The sequence below is a fragment of the Variovorax xiamenensis genome, assembly GCF_050916385.1.
GTDB lineage: Bacteria > Pseudomonadota > Gammaproteobacteria > Burkholderiales > Burkholderiaceae_C > Variovorax.
Genome location: NZ_CP139038.1, coordinates 2442686 through 2460748, shown reverse-complemented (window position 1 = coordinate 2460748; position 18063 = coordinate 2442686). Strand labels below are relative to the sequence as shown.

General features: G+C 66.2%; 17 protein-coding genes. 9 read left to right on the top strand and 8 right to left on the bottom strand.

Annotated elements, in window-relative coordinates; genetic code table 11:
* Positions 1-30 precede the first annotated feature (30 nt).
* Together SFB74_RS10815 and SFB74_RS10810 are read left to right on the top strand one after the other, a co-directional pair.
* Positions 31-519, top strand: a complete 489-nt coding sequence (locus tag SFB74_RS10815; protein ID WP_432730820.1) for a MerR family transcriptional regulator — start codon at positions 31-33, stop codon at positions 517-519.
* On the top strand, positions 446-901 hold the full coding sequence (locus SFB74_RS10810; protein ID WP_432730819.1) for a carboxymuconolactone decarboxylase family protein: 456 nt from the start codon (positions 446-448) through the stop codon (positions 899-901). The genes SFB74_RS10815 and SFB74_RS10810 overlap by 74 nt, the downstream gene beginning before the upstream one ends.
* 106 nt (positions 902-1007) lie before the next feature.
* On the opposite strand, the gene ettA is transcribed toward SFB74_RS10810, so the two are convergent.
* Positions 1008-2669, bottom strand: coding sequence for an energy-dependent translational throttle protein EttA (ettA, locus tag SFB74_RS10805; protein ID WP_432730818.1), 1662 nt, complete (start codon positions 2667-2669; stop codon positions 1008-1010).
* A gap of 302 nt (positions 2670-2971) precedes the next feature.
* Here ettA and SFB74_RS10800 point away from each other — a divergent pair, with 302 nt between their 5' ends.
* Positions 2972-4759, top strand: a complete 1788-nt coding sequence (locus SFB74_RS10800) for a DEAD/DEAH box helicase (RefSeq protein WP_432730817.1) — start codon at positions 2972-2974, stop codon at positions 4757-4759.
* Here the strand turns inward: SFB74_RS10800 and SFB74_RS10795 are convergent.
* Together SFB74_RS10795 and SFB74_RS10790 are read right to left on the bottom strand one after the other, a co-directional pair.
* Positions 4705-5445: a hypothetical protein gene (locus tag SFB74_RS10795; RefSeq protein WP_432730816.1), complete on the bottom strand. Its 741-nt coding sequence runs from the start codon at positions 5443-5445 to the stop codon at positions 4705-4707. The two genes, SFB74_RS10800 and SFB74_RS10795, sit on opposite strands and share 55 nt — an antisense overlap.
* A gap of 136 nt (positions 5446-5581) precedes the next feature.
* Positions 5582-6952 (bottom strand): hypothetical protein, encoded by a 1371-nt coding sequence (locus tag SFB74_RS10790; protein WP_432730814.1) that lies wholly within the window; start codon positions 6950-6952, stop codon positions 5582-5584.
* 127 nt (positions 6953-7079) lie between these two features.
* Between SFB74_RS10790 and SFB74_RS10785 the strand changes: the two genes are divergently transcribed.
* Complete coding sequence (locus SFB74_RS10785; protein ID WP_432730813.1) at positions 7080-8120, top strand: endonuclease/exonuclease/phosphatase family protein; 1041 nt, start codon at positions 7080-7082, stop codon at positions 8118-8120.
* Positions 8121-8136: 16 nt separating this feature from the next.
* Here the strand turns inward: SFB74_RS10785 and SFB74_RS10780 are convergent, their stop codons facing one another.
* The 5 genes from SFB74_RS10780 to SFB74_RS10760 all read right to left on the bottom strand — a co-directional run bounded on the left by SFB74_RS10780 (position 8137) and on the right by SFB74_RS10760 (position 13323).
* Complete coding sequence (locus SFB74_RS10780; RefSeq protein WP_432730812.1) at positions 8137-9207, bottom strand: ABC transporter ATP-binding protein; 1071 nt, start codon at positions 9205-9207, stop codon at positions 8137-8139.
* A gap of 25 nt (positions 9208-9232) precedes the next feature.
* Positions 9233-10084: a carbohydrate ABC transporter permease gene (locus SFB74_RS10775; RefSeq protein WP_176664817.1), complete on the bottom strand. Its 852-nt coding sequence runs from the start codon at positions 10082-10084 to the stop codon at positions 9233-9235.
* Positions 10085-10166: 82 nt separating this feature from the next.
* Positions 10167-11048: a carbohydrate ABC transporter permease gene (locus SFB74_RS10770; protein WP_432730811.1), complete on the bottom strand. Its 882-nt coding sequence runs from the start codon at positions 11046-11048 to the stop codon at positions 10167-10169.
* Between the two features lie 49 nt (positions 11049-11097).
* Complete coding sequence (locus SFB74_RS10765) at positions 11098-12480, bottom strand: ABC transporter substrate-binding protein (RefSeq protein WP_432730810.1); 1383 nt, start codon at positions 12478-12480, stop codon at positions 11098-11100.
* Between the two features lie 99 nt (positions 12481-12579).
* Positions 12580-13323 (bottom strand): FadR/GntR family transcriptional regulator, encoded by a 744-nt coding sequence (locus tag SFB74_RS10760; protein WP_432730809.1) that lies wholly within the window; start codon positions 13321-13323, stop codon positions 12580-12582.
* Between the two features lie 149 nt (positions 13324-13472).
* Here SFB74_RS10760 and SFB74_RS10755 point away from each other — a divergent pair, with 149 nt between their 5' ends.
* The 5 genes from SFB74_RS10755 (at position 13473) to SFB74_RS10735 (ending at position 18046) form a co-directional block, all read left to right on the top strand.
* Positions 13473-15209, top strand: a complete 1737-nt coding sequence (locus tag SFB74_RS10755; RefSeq protein ID WP_432730808.1) for an IlvD/Edd family dehydratase — start codon at positions 13473-13475, stop codon at positions 15207-15209.
* Positions 15210-16118, top strand: a complete 909-nt coding sequence (locus SFB74_RS10750; protein WP_432730807.1) for a 2-dehydro-3-deoxygalactonokinase — start codon at positions 15210-15212, stop codon at positions 16116-16118.
* Positions 16115-16762 (top strand): 2-dehydro-3-deoxy-6-phosphogalactonate aldolase, encoded by a 648-nt coding sequence (locus SFB74_RS10745; RefSeq protein WP_432730806.1) that lies wholly within the window; start codon positions 16115-16117, stop codon positions 16760-16762. Before SFB74_RS10750 ends, SFB74_RS10745 begins: the two co-directional genes overlap by 4 nt.
* 38 nt (positions 16763-16800) lie before the next feature.
* On the top strand, positions 16801-17538 hold the full coding sequence (locus SFB74_RS10740; RefSeq protein ID WP_432730805.1) for an aldolase: 738 nt from the start codon (positions 16801-16803) through the stop codon (positions 17536-17538).
* A gap of 196 nt (positions 17539-17734) precedes the next feature.
* Entirely contained in the window at positions 17735-18046 is a 312-nt protein-coding gene (locus tag SFB74_RS10735; RefSeq protein ID WP_432730804.1) for a hypothetical protein, read from the top strand.
* The last annotated feature ends 17 nt before the right edge of the window (positions 18047-18063 follow it).

Genomic DNA, 18063 nt, shown 5'->3' with positions numbered 1-18063 from the left:
GAGCGCGCTCTAATTTCGAGAATCGATGCCATGGAAACCAGCCTGACCATTGCGGAAGTCGCGGAACGAACCGGCCTCACGGCCTACACGCTGCGCTACTACGAACGCATCGGGCTGATCGCCGCGGTGTCCCGTGCACCGGGCGGTCAGCGGCGCTATGCAAGCGCCGACATGGACCTGCTGGATTTCCTGTTGCGCCTGCGCGAGACCGGCATGTCCATCCAGGGCATGCAGGCCTTCGTCAGGCTTCGAAGCCAGGGGGACGCCAGCGTCGGCGAACGGCGCGAGATGCTCGAACAGCACCTCGCCGGAGTTCAGGCCAAGGTGGCGGCGCTGCAGCAATCCATGCAGGCGCTGTCGTTCAAGATCGACCACTACCGCGAGGTCGAGAAGACGCAGAAACGTCCTCCAAAGTCGGGCAAGGCCCGGGAAGGAAAGACGAGCAATGACGAACAAACAACAAGACCAGGGCCAAAGCGACAACCAGCGCTACGCGCGTGGCCTGGCCAGGCTTCATGAGATCGACGGCGAAGGCGGCGTCAAGGTGGTCGAGAGCCTGGCCGGCATCGCGCCGGACTTCGGCCGCCTGGTGATCGAGTTTCCCTTCGGCGACATCTACTCGCGCCCCGGCCTCGACCTGCGCTCCCGCGAGATCGCGACGGTGGCGGCGCTCACCGCCATGGGCAATGCCACGCCGCAGCTGAAGGTGCACATCCAGGCCGCGCTGAACGTCGGCGTGACGCGCGACGAGGTGATCGAAGTCATCATGCAGATGGCCGTGTACGCGGGCTTCCCGGCGGCACTCAACGGCATCTTCGCGGCGCGCGACGTGTTCGCGGCGGACGATGAAAAAAGCGCGCGGCCCCTTGCGGAACCGCGCGCTCTTGCCGAAGCAGTCTGAACCCATTCCAGGAACACCGCGGAACCGGCTTTGCCGGGCCGCAGGTGTTGCCCCCGGTAGGGGGTTGGCGTAGCGACACGAAGTGCGCGCAGCCTGGGGGCGAGCCTTATTTAAGGGCCTTGTAGCGCATGCGCTTGGGCTTTGCGCCTTCCTCGCCCAGGCGCTTCTTCTTGTCGGCCTCGTACTCCTGGTAGTTGCCGTCGAAGAAGGTCCACTGGCTGTCGCCTTCGGCCGCGAGGATGTGCGTGGCGATGCGGTCGAGGAACCAGCGGTCGTGGCTGATCACCAGGACCGTGCCGGCGAACTCGAGCAGCGCGTCTTCGAGCGCGCGAAGGGTTTCCACGTCCAGGTCGTTCGACGGTTCGTCAAGCAGCAGCACGTTGCCGCCCGCGATCAGCGTCTTGGCCAGGTGCAGGCGGCCGCGTTCACCGCCCGACAGCGTGCCGACCTTCTTCTGCTGGTCGGCGCCGTTGAAGTTGAAGCGGCCCGCATACGCGCGGCTGGCCATCTGGAACTTGCCGACGTTGATGATGTCCAGGCCGTTCGAGATGTCTTCCCACACGGTCTTCTGGTCGCCCAGCGCGTCGCGCGACTGGTCGACGAAGGCCATCTTCACGGTCTGGCCGATGACGACCTCCCCCGAATCCGGCTTTTCCTTGCCCGCGAGCAGCTTGAAGAGCGTCGACTTGCCGGCGCCGTTCGGGCCGATGATGCCGACGATGGCACCCGCGGGGATGTTGAAGCTCAGATTGTCGATCAGCATGCGGTCGCCGAAGGACTTGCTGACGTTCTTGAACTCGAACACCTGGCTGCCCAGGCGCTCGGCCACGGGAATGAAGATTTCCTGCGTTTCGTTGCGCTTCTGGTATTCGACGTCGCTCAGCTCCTCGAAGCGGGCCAGGCGCGACTTGCTCTTGGCCTGGCGGGCCTTCGGGTTCTGGCGCGACCACTCGAGTTCCTTCTTCAGGGCCTTGGCGTGGGCTTCCTCGCTCTTCTGCTCCTGCGCCAGGCGTTCGCCCTTCTGCTCGAGCCAGGTGCTGTAGTTGCCCTTCCATGGAATGCCGCGGCCGCGGTCCAGTTCGAGAATCCACTCGGCGGCGTTGTCGAGGAAGTAGCGATCGTGGGTGATGGCCACCACGGTGCCCGGGAAGCGCTGCAGGAACACTTCGAGCCACTCGACCGATTCGGCGTCAAGGTGGTTGGTCGGTTCGTCGAGCAGCAGCATGTCGGGCTTGCTCAGCAGCAGGCGGCACAGCGCGACGCGGCGCTTCTCGCCGCCGGAGAGCACGCCGATCTTGGCGTCCCAGGCCGGCAGGCGCAGGGCGTCGGCGGCGATCTCGAGCTGGTGCTCGGAATCGGTGCCGGCGGTGGCGATTACGGCTTCGAGTTCGGCCTGTTCCGCGGCAAGTGCGTCGAAGTCGGCGTCTTCGGCGGCGTACAGCTCGTAGACCTCTTCCAGGCGCTTCTTGGCCGCGTTGACGGCGCCCATCGATTCCTCGACCGATTCGCGCACCGTGTGCTCGGGGTTCAGCTTGGGCTCCTGCTCCAGGTAGCCGATGGTCAGGCCGGGCATGGGCAGCGCCTCGCCCTCGATTTCCTTGTCGACGCCCGCCATGATCTTGAGCAGCGTGGACTTGCCCGAGCCGTTCAGGCCGAGCACGCCGATCTTGGCGCCGGGGAAGAAGGACAGCGAAATGTCTTTCAAGATCTGCCGCTTGGGCGGCACGGTCTTGCTGACACGGTTCATCGAATAGACGTATTGAGCCATGTGTGGTTTGTTACCTTGGGTAGCGGGATTCGAGGGAATGCGCGGCCGCCGGAATGGAGGCATTCGGGCGCGGCAAACCACCGATTATCGACTCATGCGACAATAGGCCCCGTTGCCGGGTCCAGTTGCCCGCAACACCGGCTCTCTGCCGGGGACGAAGAAAGGTCCATTTCACCCTTTTGCAAGGGCGGACTTTCCGGCTCCCACCCCTGACCCTCATCTGCCTTGACTGGCTCGGCGTTGTCCAAGAAACGCCTGGCGGGCCGATGCCACCGCGCCGTGTATGGCGCTTGTTGTTTCCAATGAATTTTGACGAACTGAAGCTGGCTCCCGCCATCTTGAAGGCTGTGCACGAACACGGCTACGACTCCCCCACCCCCATCCAGGCGCAAGCCATCCCCGCGGTGCTCGAGGGCCATGACCTGCTCGGCGGCGCCCAGACCGGCACCGGCAAGACCGCCGCCTTCACGCTGCCGATGCTGCACAAGCTCACGATGAGCCGCAGCGCCACCAACAAGTTCGGCGGCACCGGCATCCGCGCCCTCGTGCTGACCCCCACGCGCGAACTCGCTGCCCAGGTCGAGGAATCGGTGCGCACCTACGGCAAGTACCTGCAGCTGAGCTCCACCGTGATCTTCGGCGGCGTGGGCATGAACCCGCAGATCAGCAAGCTCAAGAGCGGCGTCGACATCCTCGTGGCCACCCCCGGCCGCCTGCTCGACCTGCAGCAGCAGGGCATGCTCGACCTGAACCAGGTCCAGATGCTGATCCTCGACGAAGCCGACCGCATGCTCGACATGGGCTTCATCCACGACGTGCGCAAGGTGCTGGCGCTGGTGCCCAAGGAAAAGCAGAGCCTGCTGTTCTCGGCCACCTTCAGCGACGAGATCCGCGACCTGGCCGCCACGCTGCTGCGCAACCCGCAGAGCATCCAGGTCACGCCGCGCAACACCACGGTGCAGCGCATCACCCAGGTGATCCACCCCGTGGGCCGCGGCAAGAAGAAGGCGCTGCTCGCGCACATCATCAACGAGAACAAGTGGAGCCAGGTGCTCGTGTTCACGCGCACCAAGTTCGGCGCCAACAGCGTGGCCGAATTCCTCACCAAGAACGGCATCGAGGCGATGGCGCTGCACGGCAACAAGAGCCAGAGCGCCCGCACCCAGGCACTGGCCGGCTTCAAGAGCGGCGAGCTGCGCGCGCTGGTAGCCACCGACATCGCCGCCCGCGGCATCGACATCGACGAGCTGCCGCACGTCGTGAACTACGAGATCCCGAACGTCAGCGAAGACTACGTGCACCGCATCGGCCGCACGGGCCGCGCCGGCTCCAGCGGCGAGGCCGTGAGCTTCGTTTGCCTGGACGAGGAAGGCTTCATGCAGGAGATCGAGCGCTTCACCAAGCAGACGATCCCCGTGCAGGTCATCGAGGGCTACGGCCCCGAGGAAGGCGAGCGCGCCGAGCCCATCGCCATGGGCCGCCAGACCATCTGGGGCGGCGCCGGCCGTCCGCCGAGCCGTGAAGTGATGCAGGCGGCCGCCAAGGCTGCGCGCACCGAGATGCTGCAGCGCATCCGCGAGAACAAGGCCGGCCAGGGTGGCGGCAACGGCGGTGGCAATGGCGGCGGCCAGCGCCGTGGCGGTGGCCAGGGCGGCGGTAACGGCCAGGGCCGCAGCGCCAATGGCGGCGGTCAGGGCCAGGGTCAAGGCCAGGGCCCGCGCGGCCAGGGCGTCCGCCCGCAGCAAGCCCGCGGCCCGCAGGGCCCGGCGCGCGCGCCGCAGCACCATCATCACGCACCGCACGAGGAGCGCCAGCCGCGCCACCACGGCAACAGCCACAGCCCGACGCAGGCCAACCAGGTCGCGCACCTGCGCGCCGAATCGGTCGGTGGCGGCGGCGCCGGCCAGCCCGATCCGCTTCGCACGAGCGTCGACCACATGGGTGGCCGTGGACGCGGCGGCCGCTCGGGCGGCGGTGGTGGTGGCTACGGTGGCGGCAACCGTTCGGGCGGCGGTGGCCGCTCGGGTGGCGGCGGCTACGGCGGTGGCAACCGCTCCGGCGGCGGCGGTGGCCGTTCGTTCGGCCGCTGAGAAGGCGCCGCGAGCAGCACGCCTGCTTGAAAATTGAAAAGGGCACCTCGGTGCCCTTTCTTTTTTTGCCCTCGGGCAGCAACCGCCCTCAGAGGAGGTGGTGCCGTCTGTGCCTGGATGTTCCTGGCGATGCGGGTTGCAAGCGCGACTACCGCCGCGTCATAGCTCGCGGCAACCGCTTGCGGCTGGGCGACCAGCTCGCCAAAGCTGCCCCACCGGTGGCCGGGGTCGGCCGGCACATTGACCGTTTTGTCTCCACTCGCATCGGCCCCGTAGTACAGGGTTTCGGAATAGACGGTGTCCCCGTCCTTCGAATCCATCAGGTAGGCGCTCACGTTGACCCGCGGGACATAGTCGGTGGAGAAGCGCGCCGAATACATGCCGACCTCGTTGAAGTACACGTGCAACACCGGCTCGGTGGTTGGCAGCCGGCTGTAATCGATGTTGTCCGGCGACGCCGCCGGACGCGACACGCCTCCGAGCGCTTCTGCTTGGTAGCCCTGCGCATTCAGCTGCTGCACCAGCGCAGTCGTCAGTTTGGGGCCCATCCCGCGGCGCACTGCCTCCATGCGCTCGTTGAAATCGGCGCCCTTGATTCGGTCGGCCAGCGACTGCCACAGCACGCCCAAAGGGATGCTCTTGTTCTCGGTGTACATCTTTTCGATGGGGGCGACGGGGATCACCATGACGCGAGTGATCTTGGGCAACGGCGGCGGCATCCGGGGACCGGAGCCGCATGCGACGAGGGCAGGCACGGCTGCACAAGTCATCACCTGCCCAGGTTGCACAGAAAACCACGCCGATGTGTGATGGACACGCCGCTCATTGCTCGACCGCCGTGATCTTCTTGACGCCTTCGGAAGGCGGCTTTGCCCCGGCCTCCCCGAGCTGCACCGCGTATCCGTAGTCGGTCAGGTAGGCATAGGTGCTGGTCCGGCCGAGCGAGTCGGGCTCCATACGGCACTGCAGGCGCTTGGCCTCGCCGCTCAGATCGGCGTGAAGTTCGGCAGCCGCGCTGACGCCGACGATCTTGCAGACAGTCGTGTAGTCGTAGGTCGTTCCACCCATCGTGCTGAACAGGCTCAGCTTCTTCGTGGCGTAACGCAACTCGGAGCCGACGGTCATGCGTTGCCAGTCCCCGGCCAGCGAGAGATCGGTCACGACCTGGCTGATCGTGGCGGAGCTGGGAAGAAAGTTGACGAAGGCACTCAAATCGACCAAACCTGCGAACGAGGCGAATTGCCCCCGTGTGCCGTCGGCCTCCCTGGTGCGGGTCCGGAAAATGGAAGCTGTGGCGTCCGCGTCGATCTGGACCTCGCTGCGGGTCGGAGTCGTCTTCCCGTCCCTGGTCCATGTGCCTTCGAGCACGACGCGCCTCAGGCGCTTGGGCGCCGGGGGAAGGCCCGATCGCGAAACGGCGTTCGTCACCTCCGAGCTGAGTGCCGTCAGGCCTCGGGAATCGGGCATCGACTTGGCGCGAGGAGCGAAAACGGGTAGCGCCTGCGCCGCCGAAGCGCCGCTGCAGGCCGCCTTGAAGAGCGCCTGGTAGTCCGAATTCGTATCGGTGCCGATAGCGCTCGACTTCGCCTTGGCGCCATCGACCCGCCCGTCCGTGACACGACTGCGCTCGTCGATGTCGAAGCCGCTCACCTGGGCATAGGACTTCGTTAGGCATTCGAGCCTGAAGCGCTCGCGCTTCTGGCCGAAGGGGGCCCGGTAAGGCAAGTCGAAGTCCATTCGCGGATAGTCGAACGCGCCCCAGAAGAGCAATGCGCCGTTCGATGTGTCGACGCTTGCGATGTCGATGAGCGTGAATGTCCCGTCCGGGCTACGTTGCACTTCGCGCCAGTCGGGCCGCGCCGCTCGGCACGCACGCTCGACCTCGGGCAACGCTTTCAGTGCCTGTGCCTGGCGCTCCACCAATTCCTTGCGCACGCCAAAGCGCGGCCCGGTCACCGGATAGCTTCGGCCGGTGCGCAAGTCGGAGTAGAGCAACCACGCCTGCTCGGCATTGCACGAGACAGTGAAGTTGCGGGTCTCGGGCCCGTCTTCCAGCGCAAAGGAAACGTGATCGTCGATGCGCAGCAAGCTGTGTTCGACAAGTTTGCCGCCGAAGGACATCGACGGATTGCCCCTGGAAGCGCAGCCCGCAGCGAGCAACGCCGACACGGCGCACGCGGTGATATGGATCAACTTCATACATTCCGCCCCGGGGCGGCTCCCTCGTTTCGTTGTTGTTTGTGCCGCCGGCCTCGGCCTCGAATGGCATGGCGGCTGCACCTTGGTCGGGAATCGTAACCCGGGCCACAATCGTCACGCCATGCAATACATCCCGCCCAACTACGCCACCCTCTTCGTAGCCACCTGCAATCTTCTCAACCTCGCGACGCCGAACCGCGTGTACTACGAGAACCAGGACGCCTACACCGAACGCGAGTACGAGCGGAAGATCGAGTGGGCCGGCGAGCGCTTCCACGCGCTCAATGCCGACGTGCTGGCGGTGCAGGAGGTGTGGGACGAGTCGGCGCTGAAGGCCTGCATCGCACGCAGCGGCCTGCGCTACGACTTCATCTCGGCGCCCGGCGCGGAGAACACGCCGCCGCCCGGCAGCCCCGAGGGCACGCCCGCGCCGCCGGGTGCGCAGGGCACGCCGCGCGTGGGCATCGCGACGCGGCTGAAGGTGGACGAGATCCGCTCCTTCATAGACTTTCCGCCGGGCTTCGGCGTCGATGTGCCGGGGCTCGGCCCCCACACGCGCTTCGAGCGACCTCCCCTGCTCGCCACGGTGCGCATGAAGCATGGCCAGCAGGTGCATGTGCTCACGGTGCATCTGAAGTCCAAGCGCCCCAAGTTCCTGCAGGACGCGCAAGGCAATCATCTCGAGGACCGCGACGACCGCAAGGTGGGCGTGATGGCCTCTTTGCGCTCACTGCTGATGCGCGGCGCCGAAGCGGCCGCCCTGCGCTGCATCGTGATCGACCTGCTGCAGGGCACGAACGTGCCGCTGGTGGTGATGGGCGACTTCAACGACAACCCGCACAGCGTGACCACGCAACTCGTGGCGGCCACCTCCGAAGTGGCCTACGACAAGGCCGCGCGCGACGTGGCGCTGTTCAACGCCTACGAGATGCAGGGCGAGTCGGCGCTCAAGAAGGACGTGGCCTACTCGCACATCCACCAGGGCTATCCGGAAGTGCTCGACCAGATCCTCGTGAGCGAGGAATTCGTCGCCACCAGCCGCCACAGCCTGGGCGACGTGCGGCGCGTCGACTACTTCAACGACCACCTGCACGAAGGGCGCGACCGCTCGCGCTCGGACCACGGCTTCGTGCGCGCCCTCCTGCGGCTGCGCACGGCCTGAAGCCGAACGGCCCGGCTCAGCCCATGCGCCGGCCGGTCTGCCGGTCGAACAGGTGCACGTTCTCGGACTCGATGGCCAGCCGCACCGTGTCGTCCGGCCCCGCGTCGACGCGGCCGTGCACCGCGAGCACCAGCCGGGCTTCGCCGACCTGCACCAGCAGCTCGGTCTCGGCGCCGGTAGGCTCCACCACGACGACCCTGGCTTCCACGCCGTGCGATCCGCCGCCCAGCGTCATGTCGCCGGGCCGGATGCCGTAGTGCACCGGCTGGCCGTCGGGCACCGCGGTGGCGGCGGGAACCGGCCAGCGTGCGCCCTGCGACTCCACCCAGCATTCGCCGCCCGAGCGCCGCACCGTGCCCTCGATCACGTTCATCGACGGCGAGCCGATGAACTGCGCGACGAACAGGTTGTCGGGCCGGTCGTACAAGTCGAGCGGCGTGCCGATCTGCTCCACGATGCCGTCGTGCATCACGACGATGCGGTCGGCCATGGTCATGGCCTCGATCTGGTCGTGCGTCACGTAGACGGTGGTGGTCTTCAGCCGCTGGTGCAACGCCTTGATCTCGGCGCGCATCGCCACGCGCAGCTTGGCGTCGAGGTTGGACAGCGGCTCGTCGAAGAGAAAAACCTTCGGATCGCGCACGATGGCGCGCCCCATGGCCACGCGCTGGCGCTGGCCGCCCGAGAGTTCGCGCGGGTAGCGGCCCAGCAGCGCGTCGAGGTTGAGGATCTTCGCGGCCTTGGCCACGCGCTCGTCGGTCACGGACTTCTCGGCATTGCGCAGGCGCAGGCTGAAGCCCATGTTCTCGCCCACCGTCATGTGCGGATAGAGCGCGTAGCTCTGGAACACCATGGCGATGTCGCGGTCCTTCGACTCGAGGTCGTTGACCACGCGGCCGTCGATGACGATCTCGCCGCCGCTGATGTCCTCCAGGCCCGCGAGCATGCGCAGGAGCGTCGACTTGCCGCAGCCCGAGGGGCCCACCAGCACGACGAATTCGCCGTCGGTGATGTCGAAGCCCAGGCCCTTGATGATCTGGACCTTGCCGAAGGATTTCTGGATATTGCGAAAGGATACGGATGCCATTTTTTCGTTTCCTGCGTGGGCTCTCTCAGCTCTTGACCGCGCCGGCTGTGATGCCGCCGACCATGTAGCGCTTGAATGCGTAGTAAATGGCTGCGGGTGGCAGCGCGTAGATCAGGCCGGTGGCCATCAGCAGTTCCCACGGCGAATCGTCGGCCGACAGGAAGTTGCCCAGCGCCACCGCCAGCGTCACGCTCTTGTCGTTCGACAGCAGCAGGAAGGCATAGAGGTACTCGTTCCAGGCCAGCAGCAGCGAATACGTGCCCACGGCCACCAGCGAAGGCACCATCAGCGGCAGGTACACGAGGCGGAACAGCTGCAGCGGCGAGGCGCCGTCCATGCGCGCGGCTTCGTCGAGCTCATAGGGCAGCTTGTCGGAAGCCTGCTTCAGCACCCAGATGCAGTACGGCGAGGCGATGGTCACCATCGCAAGAATCAACGCCCACTGGCTGTTGAGCAGGCCGTAGTTGCCCATGGTCTTGTACATGGGCACCGCGAGGAAGGCGGCCGGGATGAAGTACGTGAACAGCGCCATGTTCATCACCGTGCGCCCGCCACGCACGCGCAGCCGGCTGATGGCGAATGCGGCGGTGGTCGCCACGAAGAGCGTGAGCGCGCCCACCGAAACCGCGATCAGCAGCGAGTTCCACAACTGCAACCAGAAGTGGTCGAGGTAGAAGTGCTTCTGCTGGAACACGATGCGGAAGTTGTCCAGCGTCGCATTCTTGGGCCACAGGTGGCCCGAGGTCGCGGAGTCCTTCGACGAGATCGCGAACAGCACCATGTGGTAGACCGGGATCAGCGTCCACAGCAGCACCGGGATGCCGATGAGCAGCAGCCGGGCCTCGGTGAGCACAGCCTTGGGGGTCCAGCGCTTCATACCGCCCTCCGACGAGCCGCCTCTAGGAGGGCGGGCGCCCCCTCGGGGGGCAGTGAATACACGAAGTGATGAACGTGGGGGCTCATTTCGAGAGCCTCTTCATCATGAAGTACACGAGGGGCAGCACGAGCGGCATTGCCACCACGATGGATGCCATCGACAGGTCGACCTGGTCGAGGCGCAGGTAGCGGATGCCCAGCGTGGCGAGCACGTGCGTCAGGTCGGCAGGCCCACCGCCGGTGAGCAGGTAGACGCTGTTGAAGTCGCCCAACGTCCAGATCATCGAGAGGATCAGCGAGGTGATGTAGAGCGTCTTGAGCGCCGGCCAGCTCACGAAGCGGAACTTCTGCCACGACGAGGCGCCGTCGACCGATGCCGCTTCGTATTGCTCGGTGGGAATGGCCAGCCGGCCGGCCACGAGGATGAGCGTCCAGAACGGCAGCGACTTCCAGATGTGCACGAGCATCGCGAAGGCCAGCGCCAGCGAGGGATCGTTGAGCCAGTTGGGGCCGTCGGCACCGGTCAGGCGGAAGATGGTGCTGTTGATCACGCCCCACTCCGGGTTCAGCATGAAGCGGATCGACAGGATGGTCGGAATGGAGGGCATCGCCCACGGCAGGATGAAGATCGCCGAGACGATCTTGATCCACCAGCGCGACGTCACGAAGAAGCCCGAGAGCACCAGCGCCACGAGCATCTTGAGGTTGATCGCCACGACCAGGAAGATGGCCGTGTTGATCACCGAGCGGAAGAAGATCGGATCCTCGACCAGCTTCACGTAGCTTTGCGGATGGCGGGCGAGCCAGAGGCCATAACCCACCGGGTACAGCACGAACACCACGAACACCAGCAGGTAGGGCACGACCATGACCGCGCCCCAGAACTGCCAGCGCGCATGCCGCGCTCCGAGATTGACGACAGGCGCCGGTGTGGTCGACGCGGCGGCGGTGGCAGTGGCGCTCATGGCATGCAGCTGCTGTTGTTGGTGGCGACGTGTGCCGTACGTGCGCGGCTTACTGCCCCGCCACCGTCTTGATGCGGGCGATCATCTCGTCCACGGCCTTGTCCACCGGCACCTTGTCGGTGACGATGCGGCTCATGGCCTTGGCCCAGACGTTCTCGTTGTTCAGCACGGTGAACTTGTAGTTCTTCGTGAATTCGAAGGTCACGGTGCCGGCGGCGTACTGGTTGTAGACCGAGAGGCGGTGCGGGTCGGCCTTCCAGAAGTCACGCTGCTGCGCGGTCTTGGTCACGGGGAACCAGCGGCCCAGCGAGCCCTCGACGTAAGGCGTGAGGTTTTCTTCCTGCAGCAGGAACGACACGAACTCCTTGGCGCGCGCCTTGTTCTTCGCGTCCTTGAACACCACGCCAGTCTTCACGGCCGTGCGGTAGACCATCTTGCTGCCGTCGGGCTTGTTCGGGAAGCCTGCCGTGCGGATGCGCTCGGTGTAGTTCTTGCGGGCCTCTTCACGCTGCTCGGGCGTGAGCGATGCGTTGTTCGAGTCGTCGAGCCACTTGGCGGCAATGGAGATGGTCGCGTTGTGCGTCATCACCGTCGTCTTGTTGTGGAAGGCGACGTTGTTGTCCGGGTCCTTCCAGCTGGTGGAAGAAGGCGGCGTGCAGCCCTTGGTGTAGGGCATGGTGTAGTCGGTCATGGCGCCGATCAGGCCGGTGCGCACCTTCGGGTCGTCGACCAGCAGCTTGCCGTTGTCGTCCACCAGCTTGACGTTGTAGGCGTCCATGAAGGTCAGGAACGAATAGAACGCGTCGCTCGAATCAACGCCCATCGGCATGCCGATGCCGAAGTTGCGCTTGCCGCTCTTCTGGCGGCTGGCGGGCTGCACCTTCTCGCACCAGAACGACCAGTAGTCCTTCCAGCCAGTGGGAATGTCGGACTCCTTGAACCCGGCCTCGGCCAGCATGTCGAGCCAGTACTCGATGTGCATGGTCTGCTGCTTGATCGGGAAGGCGTAGTACGCCTTGTTCTTCGTCTGGTCGTTGTAGAGGTAGGTGGTCTCCAGCGTGTTGGGCGCGAAGCGGTCCTTCATGGGCGTGAGCACGCTGCTGATGTCCTCGAGCTTGCCGTCGTAGGCCCACTTGCCGGTGACCTGGAAGTCGTACACGTCGGCGTACGCCACGTCGGGCGGGCTGCCCGAGTCGAGCGCGGACACGGTCTTGGGGATCATGTCCTGGATCGGGTACTGCGACAGCTCGATCTTCACGTTCTTGTTCTTCTCCTCGAACTTCTTGATGGCCGCGTACAGCGCATCGTCCTCGGCCTTGTAGAAGCCCTTGACCCACCAGACGGTGAGTTTTTCCTGCGCGGCGACGTGGCCTGCCGACAGCAGGCCCATCGCGACCAGCGTCGGCGCGATCAGCGACTTGACGAGTTTCATGGACGTTGTCTCCTTCTCTTCTGGGTGGAATCTGCTCGACATGCGAGCGTGGGGTGAAAGAACCGGACGTGAAACGCAAGAGCCGTGCTGCCCGCGCGGCTAGCTGGCCCTGAGCCTGGGTGGCGGCCTGCTCAGGCGGGGCAGGCGGCGGCGCGAGCCCAGCACATCCTCGATGTCCTGGCGGGCGCCGTCGATGAGCCGCAGGATCGCGCGCTCCGCGACGTCGGGGTCATGCGCGATCACCGCGTCGAGCACCGCGCGATGAAGCGGCAGCGAGAGCGTGGGCCCGTCGGGCTTGGTGGTCGATATCTCGAAGCTGGTGCGCAGCAATGCGTTGAGCACCTTGCTCATCTGCGCAATCATCCTGTTGCGCGCGGCACTCAGCAGGCCATTGTGAAAGCGCAGGTCGAAGGTGACGTAGTCACCGCCGTTCTCCACCGCTTCCTTCATGCCTGCATAGGCACGCTCGATCTCGTCGATGTCTTCCTCGGTGGCCCTCTCCGCGGCCAGCCGCACCGCCGCCGGTTCCACCGCGCGGCGCAGGTCCTGCAGGTCGCGCAGGAACTCGGGCGTGAGGCCGGCGCGAGCCTGCCAGGTGATGACATCGGGGTCGAACCAGTTCCACTTGTCCTTGGGCAGCACGCGCGTGCCGACCTTCGGGCCGGTCACGATCAGGCCCTTGGCCACCAGCGACTTGATGGCCTCGCGCACCACGGTGCGGCTCACGCCCAGCTCCTCGCCCAGCACGGGCTCGGAAGGGATGGATGCGCCGATCGCATAGCGGCCCGACACCACGGCTTCACCGAGGAGTTCGAGCGTGCGACCGTGGATGTTCTTGATCATGCGTGATGTGAAAACTGGTATCCCGTCGCTCGAAAACACTAAGGGTCCGGCGCGTTGTTCGCGCTTATCATATGATGATTGAAACGCTCTATCGGCAGGACAAACCCTGACGATCCGGCGCAGGTTTCGACAACAAAGAGAGACATCCAATGAGCACCGCCCCCAGGAAGAAACCCGAAGAACTCCGCAGCCAGCAATGGTTCGGCCGACACGACCGCGACGGCTTCATCTACCGAAGCTGGATGAAGGGCAAGGGCGTTCCGCATGACCAGTTCGACGGCCGCCCGGTCATCGGCATCTGCAACACCTTCAGCGAACTCACGCCCTGCAACTCGCACTTCAGGACGCTCGCGGAGCAGGTGAAGATCGGCGTGTACGAAGCAGGCGGCTTCCCTCTAGAGTTCCCTGTGATGTCGCTCGGCGAGACGCTGCTGCGGCCCACCGCCATGCTGTATCGCAACCTCGCGAGCATGGACGTTGAAGAGAGCATCCGCGGCAATCCGCTCGACGGCGTGGTGCTGCTCATGGGCTGCGACAAGACCACGCCCGCGCTCATGATGGGCGCCGCCAGCGTCGACCTGCCGACCATCGGCGTGTCGGGCGGCCCGATGCTCTCGGGCAAGTGGCGCGGACAGGAGCTCGGCTCCGGCACCGGCGTGTGGCAGATGAGCGAACAGGTGCGCGCCGGCACGCTCAAGCTGCAGGAGTTCTTCGAGGCCGAGAGCTGCATGCACCGCAGCCACGGCCACTGCATGACGATGGGCACCGCGAGCACCATGGCAAGCATGGTCGAGTCGCTGGGCATCGGCCTGCCGGGCAACGCGGCCTACCCCGCCGTTGACGGCCGCCGCAATGTGCTCGCGCGGCAGGCGGGCCGGCGCATCGTCGGCATGGTTCATGAAAACATGAACATGTCGAAGATCCTCACGCGCCAGGCCATCGAGAACGCGATCAAGGTCAACGCGGCCATCGGCGGCTCGACAAACTTCGTGATCCACCTGCTGGCCATCGCGGGACGCATGGGCGTCGAGCTCACGCTGGAGGACTTCGACCGCCTCGCCTCCGAGCTGCCCTGCCTGGTGAACCTGCAGCCCTCGGGCCAGTTCCTGATGGAAGACTTCTGCTACGCAGGCGGCCTGCCGGTGGTCATCAAGGAAATCGCAGACCATCTGCACAAGGACATCCTCACTGTCACCGGCCAGAGCGTGTGGGAGAACGTGAAGGACGCCGAGAACTTTAACCCGCAGGTCATCCGTACACAGGCCGAGCCCTTCAAGGACAAGGCCGGCATCTGCGTGCTGCGCGGCAACCTCGCGCCCAACGGCGCCATCATCAAGCCCAGCGCGGCCACGCCCGAACTGCTGGTGCACAAGGGCCGCGCGGTGGTGTTCGAGAACGCCGACGACCTGCACAAGCGCATCGACGACGAGAACCTCGACATCGACGAGAACTGCGTGATGGTGCTCAAGAACTGCGGCCCCAAGGGCTACCCCGGCATGGCCGAGGCCGGCAACATGCCGCTACCGCCGAAGGTGCTGCGCAAGGGCATCACCGACATGGTCCGCATCAGCGACGCGCGCATGAGCGGCACGGCCTACGGCACCGTGGTGCTGCACACCGCGCCCGAGGCGGCCGCCGGAGGCCCGCTGGCGCTGGTGCAGGACGGCGACATCGTCGAGCTCGACGTGCCCAACCGCAAGCTGCACCTGCATGTGAGCGACGAAGAGCTCGCGAAGCGCCGCGAGAAATGGGTCGCACCCAAGGCGCCGCTCGAATCCGGTTACTGGAAGTTGTATGTCGACACAGTGCTGCAGGCCGACCAGGGGGCCGACCTGGCCTTCCTGCGCGGCCGCCGCGGGGCCTTCGTGCCGCGCGACAATCACTAGATGACAAGACTGGTAGCAATCGACTGGGGCACGAGTTCACTGCGCGGCGCGCTGCTTGACGCCGGCGGCAAGGTGCTGGAAGAGCGCAGCGATGCGCGCGGAATCCTCACGGTGCCCGAAGGCGGCTTTCCGGCCGTCTTCGACAAGCTCTTCGGCGACTGGATGCGCCTCGACGGCGCACGCTGCCTGATCTCCGGCATGGCCGGCAGCAAGCAGGGCTGGGTGGAAGCGCCCTACTGCGCCTGCCCCGCGGGCCGCGTTGAAGTGGGCCGCAGGATCATCGACATCGACGCCATTCCGGGTGCGCGCATCGCGATCGTGCCTGGCCTGAGCGACGAGCACGCCGGCGTGCCCGACGTGATGCGCGGAGAAGAGGTGCAGATCTTTGGAGCGATGGAGCTCACCGGGCTGAGCGAAGGCGTCTTCGTGCTGCCCGGCACGCACAACAAGTGGGCCTCGGTGAAGAAGGGCCGCGTCGCGGGCTTCCGCACCTACATGACGGGCGAGTTCTACGCGCTGCTGAGCCAGCATTCGATCCTCGCGCGCACGCTCGACGCCTCGGCACCGCTCGACGAGGCGGCCTTTCTCGAAGGCGTGACCCGCTCCGAGAACGGACACGGCCTGCTGCACAACGCCTTCGGCACGCGCACGCTCGCGCTGTTCGAGCGCATGCCGAAGGAAGAGCTGTCGAGCTACCTCTCGGGCCTGCTGATCGGCGAGGAGCTGCGCACGCAGGCGCTGCAGGCATCGGGCGAGGTGATCCTGATCGGCTCGTCCAACCTCACCGAGCGCTACACGCTGGCCCTGCGCGCCACCGGCGTCGCCACGCGCACGCTCGGCGCCGAAGCCACCTGGGCCGGACTGCACGCGCTGTCCGGCTTTCTCGATTCCGACAGAATTCCGGCATGACCTCCCCCACCCCCAAAGAAAAATTCGATGCAGCGATGCGCGAGCTGCCGCTGGTGGCCATCCTGCGCGGCCTCTCTCCCGCCGAGGCGGCCGATGTCGGAGACGCCATCGTCGAGCCCGGCTTCCGGCTGCTCGAAGTGCCGCTCAACTCGCCGCAGCCGCTCGAAAGCATCGCGCTGATGCGCAAGCGCTTTCCGCGGGCGCTGGTCGGCGCCGGCACGGTGCTCGGCGCGCAGCAGGTGCGCGAGGTGCATGCCGCGGGCGGCGAGCTGATCGTCTCGCCCAACTTCAACGCCGAGGTCATCGCCGAGGCGGTGCGCCTGGGCATGGTGTGCCTGCCCGGCGTGATGACTCCGACCGAGGCCTTCGGCGCGCTCGCGGCCGGCGCCACCGGTCTCAAGCTGTTCCCGGCCGAGCTCGCCTCGCCCGCCGTGGTGAAGGCGTTGCTGGCCGTTCTGCCGGCCGGCACGCCGGTGATGCCCGTGGGCGGCATCGCGCCCGGCAACATGGCCGAATGGCGCGCGGCCGGTGCCGCCGGCTTCGGCATCGGCTCCTCGCTCTACAAGCCGGGCAAGCAGGCTGCCGCCGTGCGCGAGGACGCCAACAAGTTCGTCGCGGCCTGGAAGGGCCTCGTCCGCGCCTGAACCTCACGAGCAACAAGAAAGAAATGGAGACCCCACCGATGTCCGCCGATGCCACCTACGCCAGCCCCGCCGTCCGCAAGCTGCGCGAAGACCTCGCCCTGGCCCTGCGCGCCGCCGCCCATCACGGACTTTCGGAAGGCGTCTGCAATCACTTCAGCGTGATGCTGCCGGGCACGCAGGACCGCTACCTCATCAACCCGCGCGGGCTGCACTGGAGCGAGATCGGCCCCGACGACATCGTGCTCATCGACGTGCACGGCGAGGTACTGGCGGGCCGCCATCGCGTGGAGCCCACCGCCCTCTTCATCCACGGCGCGGTGCACCGGCTCACCGGCCATGCGGTGGTGCTGCACTGCCACATGCCCTACGCGACGGCGCTCACGATCACGGTCGACCGCGCGCTCGACCCCACCGCGAGCCAGAACGCGATGCGCTACATGAACCGCATCGCCATCGACGCCGAGTACAACGGCCTGGCGCTCGACGACGCCGAGGGCGAGCGCATCGCCCGCGCGATGGCCGGCAAGGACGTGGCCTTTCTCGCGAACCATGGCGTGATCGTGGCCGGCGGCACCATCGCCCACGCCTACGACGATCTCTACTACCTGGAGCGCGCCTGCCTGCACCAGGTGATCGCGCAATCGACCGGCCGCCCGCTGGCGCCTGTGAACCCGAAGCTGGCCGCGCACGTGGCGGCGCAGATCCAGGGCGAGCGCGAGCAGTCAGACCTGTTCTTCGAGGCCCTGCGCCGCCTCCTGCCCGCGCCGCGCGGCTGAACCTTCGGCCGATAGAGCCGATGGCCTACCCGCGGACGATGTTCCGCGGTGCAAACTCCATTCACAATTGTGTCTCGCCTGTGCCGCGCCCTGCGCGCACCGGCTTACAGCTCTTCATCCGATTTCGCTCAAGCCTTACACCAACTTAACAAAGGGCCGCGAGGATGAGGCTTCCAACTCATAACCGGGGGATCACATGAAAAAGCTTTCTTTTGCATTCGGCGCCGCGGCCCTTCTCTCGCTGGCTGCGTTCACCGCACCCGCACAGGCACAGACCGGCGGCTCCTTCATCCAGGCGCAGGTGTACGTCGTGCCCGCACCGCCGCCGCCCCGGCGCTACTACGCGCCGCCGCCTCCGCCGCGCCACTACTACGGCCCCGGCTACCGCCGCGACCATCATTACGACCGCCGCTGGGACGACCGCCGCCGCTACGGCCGACGGGACAACGACGGCGACGGTGTTCCCAACCGTTACGACCGCCGTCCCAACAACCCCTACCGCTACTGATCGGCATCAAGACCTGG